General features: G+C 49.0%; 8 protein-coding genes, 1 tRNA gene and 1 rRNA gene. 7 read left to right on the forward strand and 3 right to left on the reverse strand.

The genetic code is table 11. The features are described 5' to 3' along the window. Positions 1-35: 35 nt before the first annotated feature. A complete protein-coding gene (gene envR / locus AC791_RS17330) occupies positions 36-686 on the reverse strand; it encodes an acrEF/envCD operon transcriptional regulator (protein ID WP_049841740.1) in 651 nt (216 codons plus the stop codon). A gap of 361 nt (positions 687-1,047) precedes the next feature. Between envR and AC791_RS17335 the strand changes: the two genes are divergently transcribed. The 7 genes from AC791_RS17335 to AC791_RS17365 all read left to right on the forward strand — a co-directional run bounded on the left by AC791_RS17335 (position 1,048) and on the right by AC791_RS17365 (position 10,282). Beyond that, positions 1,048-2,190 (forward strand): efflux RND transporter periplasmic adaptor subunit, encoded by a 1,143-nt coding sequence (locus AC791_RS17335; RefSeq protein ID WP_049841741.1) that lies wholly within the window; start codon positions 1,048-1,050, stop codon positions 2,188-2,190. Between the two features lie 11 nt (positions 2,191-2,201). Continuing rightward, a complete protein-coding gene (locus tag AC791_RS17340; protein ID WP_049841742.1) occupies positions 2,202-5,315 on the forward strand; it encodes an efflux RND transporter permease subunit in 3,114 nt (1,037 codons plus the stop codon). Positions 5,316-5,549: 234 nt separating this feature from the next. Beyond that, positions 5,550-5,771, forward strand: coding sequence for a lipoprotein (locus AC791_RS17345; RefSeq protein WP_049841743.1), 222 nt, complete (start codon positions 5,550-5,552; stop codon positions 5,769-5,771). 355 nt (positions 5,772-6,126) lie between these two features. After that, positions 6,127-7,152 (forward strand): amino acid ABC transporter substrate-binding protein, encoded by a 1,026-nt coding sequence (locus tag AC791_RS17350; protein ID WP_049841744.1) that lies wholly within the window; start codon positions 6,127-6,129, stop codon positions 7,150-7,152. A gap of 69 nt (positions 7,153-7,221) precedes the next feature. Continuing rightward, positions 7,222-8,403 carry an amino acid ABC transporter permease gene (locus tag AC791_RS17355; RefSeq protein ID WP_049841745.1) on the forward strand — a complete coding sequence of 394 codons (1,182 nt, stop codon included), beginning with the start codon at positions 7,222-7,224 and terminating at the stop codon, positions 8,401-8,403. 9 nt (positions 8,404-8,412) lie between these two features. After that, on the forward strand, positions 8,413-9,516 hold the full coding sequence (locus AC791_RS17360) for an amino acid ABC transporter permease (protein WP_049841746.1): 1,104 nt from the start codon (positions 8,413-8,415) through the stop codon (positions 9,514-9,516). A gap of 7 nt (positions 9,517-9,523) precedes the next feature. Beyond that, complete coding sequence (locus AC791_RS17365) at positions 9,524-10,282, forward strand: amino acid ABC transporter ATP-binding protein (protein ID WP_049841747.1); 759 nt, start codon at positions 9,524-9,526, stop codon at positions 10,280-10,282. Between the two features lie 133 nt (positions 10,283-10,415). On the opposite strand, the gene rrf is transcribed toward AC791_RS17365, so the two are convergent. Next, positions 10,416-10,531 (reverse strand): 5S ribosomal RNA (gene rrf / locus AC791_RS17370). A 38-nt stretch (positions 10,532-10,569) separates the two neighbouring features. After that, positions 10,570-10,645 (reverse strand) — tRNA-Thr (locus tag AC791_RS17375). Positions 10,646-10,810: the final 165 nt, after the last annotated feature.

Here is a 10,810-nt window from a genome sequence, read left to right on the forward strand (position 1 = left end):
GCGAGCCGTCACCCATTTCTATTACATCTGCTCTTTTAAACAACAGGGCTTTCATCCTTAATAGTGCAGTCGGATATGGCGGTAACGGCCAGCATAATATTATCCACCAGCTGTGGCGCATGCTGATAAAGATTAAACTTACCCGGATCCATTAGCCAATTTTTTATTACACCACTCAAGAAACCATGCAACATAATTAACAGTAAATTAATATCTACGTTTTTTGAAAGTACGCCGGCGATGATGGCCTCGTTTAACACCTTTCGTACATGTTCATGGCTAAAGCCAATTTTGGTGCGAATATCCTCTTCCGGCATCATGTCATCAATAAATTCGCATCTATGATATAAAATTTGCATAAGTGCGCGTAACCGTGGGTCTACAGCAATAAATTGCAAGGCGATAACAAATTGATTACGTAAATGCATGAGTGGATTAGCATCAGCGTTTTCTTTTGTTTGATAATAAATAATATCCCGCAGCGGGGCCTGCTGTTCCCAAATCGCATTAAAGATGTCTGTTTTGCTGGTAAAGTGCCAGTAGACTGCACCACGCGTGACACCCGCCGCATCTGCAATATCCGTCAGCGTTGTGTTTCCCACCCCATTTAGTGCGAACTGCTCGATAGCAGAATCAATCAGCATTTGCCGGGTCTTAAGTGCTTCTGCTTTTGTTTTTTTTGCCATAGGATGACGCCCTCAGCACAACGAATACAATGCCTGCTGTAATAATATTATTATTTACGTATCAATACGTATTATTAACGATAACGGAAATAATTTTTACATAAAAACCAGCAGAGTAAAAATAATTACAGAGAATATATTTTAGGCTTATATTCATGTCGTGAATTAATCCTGCATTGCATTCTTTAACAGTAAAAAATCACCCCGCGTTTTTTGCCTTTACGTGCCGTGGGGACGCTCAACAAATAAGTATCACTTACATCCAGTGATGATTATTTGTAGGATAACCACCAGCTTTTATTAAATCTTTTCTTTCACCGATTTTCGGCGAATTCTGTTTTTCGGTTTTTAAGGAACAGTAATGACGATTCACGCCAGGACTACACTTCTTTCCAGCTTATTCATCTCTGCTGCTTTAATGGCGGGTTGTGATGATAAAGGCAACCAACAGCCGACACTGCCGGCTCCGCAGGTCACCGTTCATGTTGTGAAAAGTGCCCCCCTGACGGTGACGACTGAATTACCGGGCCGCACCTCCGCATTTCGTATTGCTGAAGTTCGCCCACAGGTAAACGGTATTATTTTGTCGCGTAATTTCACTGAAGGCAGCGATGTCAACGCTGGCCAGTCGCTGTATCAAATCGATCCGGCCACCTACCAGGCTGCGTGGGATAGTGCTAAAAGTGATTTGGCTAAAAGCGAAGCCGCCGCGAGCATCGCCCACCTGACGGTAAAACGCTACGTTCCGTTACTGGGAACTAAATATATCAGCCAGCAGGATTACGATCAGGCCGTTGCGAATGCACGTCAGGCCGATGCCACGGTACTGGCGGCGAAAGCAGCTGTGGAAACCGCACGCATTAATCTGGCTTACACCAAAGTGACCTCGCCGATTAGCGGACGCATCGGTAAATCCTTTGTCACTGAAGGAGCGCTGGTGACCAATGGTCAGGCAAATGCGATGGCAACCGTGCAGCAACTGGACCCTATTTATGTCGATGTCACACAATCCAGTAACGACTTTATGCGTCTTAAACAAGCCAGCCTGCAAAAAGGCAGCGCAGCCAGCAGCGTTCAGCTGTTGATGGAAAATGGCCAACCTTACGCTATGAAAGGTAGCCTGCAATTTTCGGACGTGACGGTCGATGAGAATACCGGCTCCATTATCCTGCGAGCAATTTTTCCGAATCCCCGGCATCAGCTTTTGCCCGGCATGTTTGTTCGCGCACGCATCGATGAAGGCATTCAGCCCAACGCTATTCTGGTTCCACAGCAGGGCATCACTCGTACTCCACGCGGTGACGCTACGGCACTGGTAGTCAACAACGAAAGTAAAGTTGAGCTACGCAACGTCATGGCTTCACAGGCGATTGGCGATAAATGGCTCATTACCGACGGTCTAAAAAATGGCGATAAGGTCATTATCAGCGGCTTACAAAAAGCAGCGCCTGGTGCCACCGTCAAAGCCGTAACCGATGTAACTGCGGCTACACTAGCACAATAAGGCGACCGCACATGGCTAACTTTTTTATCAGACGACCTATTTTTGCATGGGTACTGGCTATCATTTTGATGATGGCTGGCGTAATGGCAATCATGCAAATGCCTGTCGCACAATACCCAAGTATTGCGCCGCCTGCGGTTTCCGTTTCGGCAACCTATCCTGGCGCAGATGCACAAACGGTGCAGGACACCGTCACGCAGATTATCGAACAGAATATGAACGGTATTGATAATCTGATGTATATGTCCTCCACCAGCGACTCAGCCGGAGGCGTTACCATTACGCTGACCTTTAAATCCGGTACCGATCCCGATATCGCGCAAGTTCAGGTGCAGAACAAGCTTCAGCTGGCAATGCCTTTACTGCCACAGGAAGTTCAGCAGCAGGGAATTTCCGTTAAGAAATCCACCAGCAGCTTTCTGATGGTCGCGGGTTTCGTTTCTGACGATCCTAACGTTACGCAGGATGATATTGCCGACTACGTCGCATCAAATGTGAAAGATCCGCTCAGCCGTCTTAACGGCATCGGGGATGTTCAACTGTTCGGTGCGCAATATGCAATGCGTATCTGGCTGGACGCCAATCTGCTCAATAAGTATCAGTTAACGCCGGTCGATGTCATTAATCAGCTTAAAGTGCAGAACAATCAGATTGCTGCAGGCCAGCTTGGTGGCGCACCTTCGGTAAAAGGCCAGCAGTTGAATGCCTCAATCATTGCACAAACGCGACTTAAGGATCCTGATGAGTTCGGCAACGTCACTCTGCGGGTAAATGCCGACGGTTCCATTGTTCACCTGAAAAATGTGGCGCGAATTGAGCTTGGCGGTGAGAACTACAATACCATCGCCCGTATTAACGGCCGTCCGGCAACCGGTCTTGGTATTAAGCTTGCGACGGGTGCTAACGCTCTGGACGCAGCGGAAGCAGTTAAACGTAAGCTGGTTGAGCTGGAGCCTTTCTTCCCGCACGGCGTGAAGACGGTTTATCCCTATGACACCACGCCTTTCGTGCAAATCTCTATTCGTGAAGTTGTTAAAACGCTGTTTGAAGCGATCGTTTTAGTCTTCCTCGTTATGTATCTGTTCTTACAGAACATCCGGGCAACATTGATTCCGACAATTGCAGTTCCGGTGGTATTACTGGGCACATTTGCCATTCTTGATGCCTTTGGCTTCTCAATAAACACCCTGACCATGTTTGGTATGGTGCTGGCAATAGGGTTATTGGTCGATGATGCTATTGTGGTTGTGGAAAACGTCGAGCGCGTGATGCAAGAGGAGCATCTGCCGCCCAGAGAAGCGACCGAGAAATCCATGTCGCAAATTCAGGGTGCACTGGTGGGTATTGCCATGGTGCTGTCCGCCGTATTTGTGCCGATGGCATTTTCTGGCGGCTCAACTGGCGCTATCTATCGTCAGTTTTCGATTACGATCGTCTCGGCGATGGCGCTCTCCGTACTGGTGGCGATGATCCTCACGCCGGCCCTTTGTGCGACGCTCCTTAAGCCTGTATCAGCCGAAAAACACAGTAATAAAGGCGGTTTTTTTGGCTGGTTTAACCGGATGTTTGATGGCAGCGTAGAACACTATACCCATAGCGTTAGCGGTATTGTGCGTAAAACCGGTCGTTATTTGGTTATCTATCTGCTGATTGTTATTGGTCTGGCCGCGCTGTTTTTACGTTTGCCCACCTCTTTCCTGCCGAACGAAGATCAGGGTGTATTCCTGACAATGGTTCAGCTTCCGGCTGGCGCAACGCAAGAACGTACCCAGCAGGTGATGGACAAGGTCACGAATTATTTTCTGAATGATGAAAAAGCCAACGTTAATAGCGTATTTACCGTTAACGGCTTTAGCTTCAGCGGTCAGGGTCAAAATGCCGGCATGGCCTTTGTCAGTCTCAAACCGTGGGAGGAGCGCAACGGTAAAGAGAACAGTGCGCAGGCGGTTATTGGTCGCGCAATGAGAGCGCTCAGCAAGATAAGCGACGCCCGAGTGATTCCATTCAACATGCCGGCAATTACTGAACTGGGCACCGGAACTGGCTTTGACTTTGAGCTTATCGATCAGGCAGGGCTTGGTCATACGGCGTTAACACAGGCGCGTAATCAGTTATTGGGCATGGCGATGCAGCATCGGGATACGCTGATCAATATGCGTCCTAATGGCCTGGAAGATACGCCACAGTTCAAGCTGGATGTTGATCAGGAAAAAGCTCAGGCCCTCGGCGTTTCGCTCTCCGATATTAACGAGACGGTCTCTGCGGCGTTGGGTGGAAGTTATGTGAATGATTTTATCGATCGCGGACGTGTGAAAAAGGTATATGTTCAGGCCGATGCGAAGTTTCGTATGTTACCTGAAGATATTAATAATCTGTATGTCCGCAGCGCAAGCAATGAGATGGTGCCTTTCTCTGCGTTCAGCACATCTCACTGGAGCTACGGTTCACCGCGTCTGGAACGTTATAACGGCCTGCCATCAATGGAAATTATTGGTGAGCCTGCGCCAGGTAAAAGTTCTGGTGATGCGATGGCCCTGATGGAAAGCCTGGCTTCCAGATTGCCTGCCGGGATAGGTTATGACTGGACCGGACTGTCTTATCAGGAAAGACTCTCTGGCGATCAGGCTCCGGCGCTAATCGCAATCTCGATGGTTGTGGTCTTCCTGTGCCTGGCTGCGCTTTATGAGAGCTGGTCGATTCCCTTCTCCGTTATGCTGGTGGTACCGCTTGGGATTATTGGCGTGTTGTTAGCGGCGACCGTCTTCGATATGAGTAATGACGTGTACTTTAAAGTAGGACTGTTGACCACCATCGGTCTCTCGGCGAAGAACGCGATACTCATTGTAGAGTTTGCCAAAGAACTAATGGAAAAAGAACATAAAGGACTGATTGAAGCCACTATTGAATCGGCTCGTATGCGTTTGCGTCCTATCCTGATGACTTCTCTGGCCTTTATGCTTGGCGTATTACCACTGGCAAAAAGCAGCGGTGCCGGTAGCGGTGCACAAAATGCGGTCGGGATTGGCGTGATGGGCGGGATGATCTCCGCAACATTGCTGGCTATTTTCTTCGTCCCTGCCTTCTTCGTTGTGATCCGTGGCTGGACAATCGGCCGCGCGAAATAAGTGCAATAGCAGGGGGGCTACTGGCACCTCTGCTATTTTCTAATGCAGTACTTTTACCTTCATGATTTCTCCACACTCCCCGGTATTTAGCGCCCCTCTCTCCATAATGTTTACAGAGCTAATAATTTGAGAGTATTCACGCGTAACAAAACGTGTGCCGGGTGGTAAAATACCCTCAATGCCCGATGCCGCGACTCTTCGACGCGAAACGTGGCTTTATTTAGAGGTAACACCATGAAAAAATTCATCTCCGTTGCAATGCTGGCTGCCGTTCTGGCGGGCTGTGCACATGATTCTCCGTGCGTACCGGTCTATGACGATCAGGGTCGTCTGGTACACACCAATACCTGTATGAAAGGCACAACTCAGGATAACTGGGAAACAGCAGGCGCTATCGCCGGTGGGGCTGCCGCGCTGGCCGGTCTGACGCTGGGTATTGTTGCGTTAACTAAATAAGATCTCACGCAGTGCGAAACCGATCGCGCTGCGTTCCCTCCCCCACTTTTATTTCTTCACACATTCCATAGCGACGTTATATTCACGCACTTCATCACCTGATATCCGCCTCTCATTTATGAAAGTTTTTTGCTCCACTTTGTGGCATACGTTTCATTTTCGCACCATGCGGGGGCGCGAAATTTCTTTTCTTACCTCTACACTCATCCTGATGCGTTCGCGAAACTGAAATCTCAGTGCGCGCAAAACTGGCACTACCTTTGCTTTATAAAGTATGGCCACAGCCACAGCCCGGGTTCAACGTGGTCCCGGACGTCTCTCTATAACGATAAATTTTCGCTACACAGGATGCTTTATGAAAAAGATGATGTTAGCCAGTCTGGCCGCTGCCGGGGTGCTTCTCGCTGTTACGAGTCAGGCTCATGCAGGTACCACTTTTGATGCTGTGAAAAAGAAAGGTTTCGTACAGTGTGGGATCAGTGACGGATTGCCGGGCTTTTCGTACGCGGACGCTAACGGTAAGTTCACCGGTATTGATGTGGACATTTGTCGTGGCGTGGCTGCCGCCCTGTTTGGCGATGATAGTAAAGTGAAATATACCCCTCTCACGGCGAAAGAGCGTTTCACCGCGCTGCAATCAGGCGAAGTCGATATGTTATCCCGTAATACGACCTGGACCTCATCGCGCGATGCAGGTATGGGAATGACCTTTACCGGCGTAACGTATTATGACGGTATCGGTTTTCTTACCCACAATAAAGCCGGGCTAAAAAGCGCGAAAGAGCTTGATGGTGCAACAGTATGTATTCAGGCAGGAACTGATACCGAGCTGAACGTGGCCGATTACTTTAAATCCAACAATATGAAATATACCCCTGTCACTTTCGATCGCTCTGACGAATCTGCCAAAGCCCTGGAATCTGGCCGCTGCGATACTCTGGCCTCTGACCAGTCGCAACTTTATGCTCTGCGCATCAAGCTAAGTACCCCAGGCGAATGGATCGTCCTGCCTGAAGTCATTTCGAAAGAGCCGCTGGGTCCGGTTGTTCGCCGCGGTGATGATGAATGGTTTGCAGTTGTTCGCTGGACGCTGTTCGCCATGCTGAATGCGGAAGAAATGGGGATCACCTCGAAGAACGTCGATGAAAAAGCGGCAAACCCTGCCACGCCGGATATGGCGCACCTGTTAGGCAAAGAGGGTGATTATGGTAAGGATCTGAAGCTTGATAATAAGTGGGCTTATAACATTATCAAAAAAGTCGGTAATTATGCCGAAGTGTTCGAACGTAACGTCGGGTCTGAAAGCCCTCTGAAAATCAAACGCGGGCAGAACAATCTCTGGAATAACGGCGGTATTCAGTACGCTCCGCCGGTACGTTAATACAGCGCGATGTAACGGGCACCGCTCAGGCGGTGCCTTACCCAGAGTCATAGTAACAGAGGTTTGCTTATGTCACATCGCCGCCCAGCCGTAAAAGGATCGTGGTCCTTTTCCAACCCCGCGGTTCGTGCCTGGCTATTTCAAATTCTGGCGATAGCGGCTGTTGTCAGCGTCGCCGTATATTTGATTCATAACACCATAACTAATCTGAATAATCGTGGGATTACTTCTGGTTTTGCATTTCTCGATCGCAGCGCCGGATTTGGAATTGTTCAGCATCTGATTGATTATGAACAGGGCGATACCTATGGTCGTGTATTTCTTGTCGGATTATGTAACACCCTTTTGGTTTCGGCGCTGTGTATTGTTTTCGCCTCTTTCCTGGGCTTCTTTCTCGGTCTGGCTCGTCTTTCTGACAACTGGTTATTGCGCAAAATATCTACGGTTTATATCGAGACATTTCGTAATATTCCACCGCTATTGCAAATTTTCTTTTGGTATTTTGCCGTATTGCGTAATTTGCCCGGACCAAGGCAAGCAGTAGAGGCTTTTGAGTTGGTTTTTCTAAGCAATCGCGGCTTGTATATCCCTGCGCCACAGATGGGAGAAGGTATTACAGGCTTTATACTCGCGCTTCTGATTGCCATTGCCCTCTCAGTTGGTCTGTATCGGTACAATAAAGCACACCAGCTTAAAACCGGACAATTACGCCGATCCTGGCCCACCATTATCATCATGTTTATTGCGTTGCCGCTGATCGCTCACTGGATAGTCGGTCCTGCGCTGCACTGGGATATTCCGCAATTGCGGGGCTTTAACTTCCGCGGCGGCATGGTGCTTATTCCCGAACTGGCGGCATTAACACTGGCTCTATCGGTTTATACTTCGGCATTTATTGCTGAAATTATCCGGGCTGGCATTCAGGCTGTGCCTCACGGTCAGCATGAAGCCGCTCGTTCATTAGGTCTGCCGAATCCGGTCACTCTTCGCCAGGTTATTATCCCTCAGGCGCTGCGGGTCATTATTCCGCCGCTCACCAGCCAGTATCTGAATATCGTTAAAAACTCATCGCTGGCGGCGGCAATCGGTTATCCAGATATGGTTTCTCTTTTCGCGGGAACGGTGCTGAATCAGACCGGTCAGGCAATAGAGACTATTGCCATCACAATGTCAGTTTATTTGATTATTAGCCTCATCATTTCTCTGCTGATGAATATCTACAATCGACGCATTGCGCTGATTGAGCGTTAAGGATCGGGAATGACAAAAGCACTGCTGTCTCATCCTCCACGTCAGACCCGGGCCACATCGAGTCAGGCCATCGTCTGGATACGGAAAAACTTATTTTCAAGCTGGTCTAATAGTCTACTGACGATTGTCTGTATCTGGTTGATGTGGGAACTGATCCCGCCATTAGTTAACTGGGCGTTATTACAGGCAAACTGGGTGGGAACAACACGTTCTGACTGTACAAAAGCAGGTGCATGCTGGGTATTTATTCATCAGCGCTTTGGACAGTTTATGTATGGACTTTATCCGCACGATCAGCGCTGGCGCATTAATCTGGCTCTCATCATCGGTCTGATTTCTATTGCAGTAATGTTCTGGAAGGGTATGCCGCATCGCGGGCGTTATATTGCAACCTGGGCGATCGTTTATCCGCTGCTCGTCTGGTTTTTGTTGTATGGCGGATTTGCCGGACTGGAGCGCGTGGAAACCCGCGTCTGGGGTGGCCTGACGTTAACGCTTATCATCGCCTCAGTGGGTATCGCCGGAGCGTTACCATTAGGGATACTACTGGCGCTTGGGCGACGATCTACTATGCCGGTGGTGCGGATCTTATCCGTCATTTTTATTGAGTTCTGGCGCGGTGTGCCGCTGATCACGGTCCTCTTTATGTCATCAGTTATGTTGCCGCTGTTTATGGCAGAGGGCACCAGTATTGATAAGCTAATCCGTGCCCTGGTGGGGGTCATCTTGTTCCAGTCTGCCTATGTAGCAGAAGTCGTGCGCGGTGGTTTGCAGGCATTGCCGAAAGGGCAATATGAAGCTGCTGAATCGCTGGCGCTCGGCTACTGGAAAACGCAGGCGCTGGTCATTATGCCTCAGGCGCTAAAGCTGGTTATCCCGGGCCTCGTGAATACGATTATCGCACTGTTTAAGGATACCAGCCTGGTGATCATCATCGGTTTGTTCGATCTGTTTAGCAGCGTACAGCAGGCTACCGTCGATCCCGCCTGGCTGGGAATGTCGACAGAAGGGTATGTTTTTGCCGCCATGATCTATTGGATCTTTTGTTTCAGCATGTCGCGCTATAGCCAACATCTGGAGAAGCGCTTTAATACCGGGCGTACACCGCACTGAGGATTTTATGAATCAAATTACAATGCAACCTGCCGACGCGATGATCACGCTGGATAATGTCAACAAATGGTACGGTCAGTTTCACGTTTTAAAAGATATCAATTTGAAGGTGAAACAGGGAGAACGTATTGTCCTCTGTGGTCCTTCTGGATCAGGAAAATCAACAACGATTCGCTGTATCAACCACCTGGAGGAACATCAGCAGGGCAGGATTGTTGTCGATGGCATAGAGTTGAATGACGATATTCGTAATATCGAAAGAGTACGTCAGGAAGTCGGGATGGTATTTCAGCACTTTAATCTTTTCCCACACTTAACTGTGCTGCAAAACTGTACGCTGGCACCAATATGGGTACGTAAGATCCCTAAAAAAGAAGCGGAAGCCCTGGCTATGCATTATCTGGAGCGCGTGAGAATTGCCGAGCATGCGCATAAATTTCCTGGCCAAATCTCGGGTGGTCAGCAGCAGCGCGTGGCGATTGCGCGTTCTCTGTGTATGAAACCCAAGATAATGCTGTTTGATGAGCCGACATCTGCACTCGATCCTGAAATGGTTAAAGAGGTTCTCGATACCATGATTGGCCTGGCACAGTCAGGTATGACTATGCTGTGCGTAACGCATGAAATGGGCTTTGCACGTACTGTAGCGGATCGGGTGATTTTCATGGATCGCGGAGAAATTGTTGAGCAGGCAGCGCCAGATGAATTTTTTGCCCACCCTAAATCTGAGCGCACCCGCGCATTTTTATCGCAGGTTATTCATTAATTATGGTATCGCCCGGTATAACTTTCTTTACCGGGCTTGTTTAAACAGTTTTGCACTAAGAAAAGGCAGGCTATTTTGACTGATATAAACGCAAAAAGGCCATCCTTGCGGATGGCCTTTTCACTTAATTGATGTCTGGCAGTTCCCTACTCTCGCATGGGGAGACCCCACACTACCATCGGCGCTACGGCGTTTCACTTCTGAGTTCGGCATGGGGTCAGGTGGGACCGCCGCGCTATTGCCGCCAGACAAATTCTTTTCTGAGCGCCGAACGTTAATCTTAAAACTGGTGCTGATACCCAGAGTCGAACTGGGGACCTCACCCTTACCAAGGGTGCGCTCTACCAACTGAGCCATATCAGCACGCTTAATTTGATGCCTGGCAGTTTATGAATTACGTCGTAATTCACCCTTCGGGCCGTTGCTGCGCAACGTTCAAAAGCTTTCGCTTTTGTCCTACTCTCTGTCGAGTAGTGAACTGCCACAAAGGTCTGTGCCATACTGCTAATTTGATGCCTGGCAGTTCCC

The organism is Klebsiella sp. RIT-PI-d, from assembly GCF_001187865.1.
Taxonomy (GTDB): domain Bacteria; phylum Pseudomonadota; class Gammaproteobacteria; order Enterobacterales; family Enterobacteriaceae; genus Superficieibacter.

Bases quoted from the DNA above. Each gene is read 5' to 3' on its own strand.
- envR (WP_049841740.1), bottom strand. From the start codon at position 686: ATGGCAAAAAAAACAAAAGCAGAAGCACTTAAGACCCGGCAAATGCTG.
- AC791_RS17335 (WP_049841741.1), top strand. From the start codon at position 1,048: ATGACGATTCACGCCAGGACTACACTTCTTTCCAGCTTATTCATCTCT.
- AC791_RS17340 (WP_049841742.1), top strand. From the start codon at position 2,202: ATGGCTAACTTTTTTATCAGACGACCTATTTTTGCATGGGTACTGGCT.
- AC791_RS17345 (WP_049841743.1), top strand. From the start codon at position 5,550: ATGAAAAAATTCATCTCCGTTGCAATGCTGGCTGCCGTTCTGGCGGGC.
- AC791_RS17350 (WP_049841744.1), top strand. From the start codon at position 6,127: ATGAAAAAGATGATGTTAGCCAGTCTGGCCGCTGCCGGGGTGCTTCTC.
- AC791_RS17355 (WP_049841745.1), top strand. From the start codon at position 7,222: ATGTCACATCGCCGCCCAGCCGTAAAAGGATCGTGGTCCTTTTCCAAC.
- AC791_RS17360 (WP_049841746.1), top strand. From the start codon at position 8,413: ATGACAAAAGCACTGCTGTCTCATCCTCCACGTCAGACCCGGGCCACA.
- AC791_RS17365 (WP_049841747.1), top strand. From the start codon at position 9,524: ATGAATCAAATTACAATGCAACCTGCCGACGCGATGATCACGCTGGAT.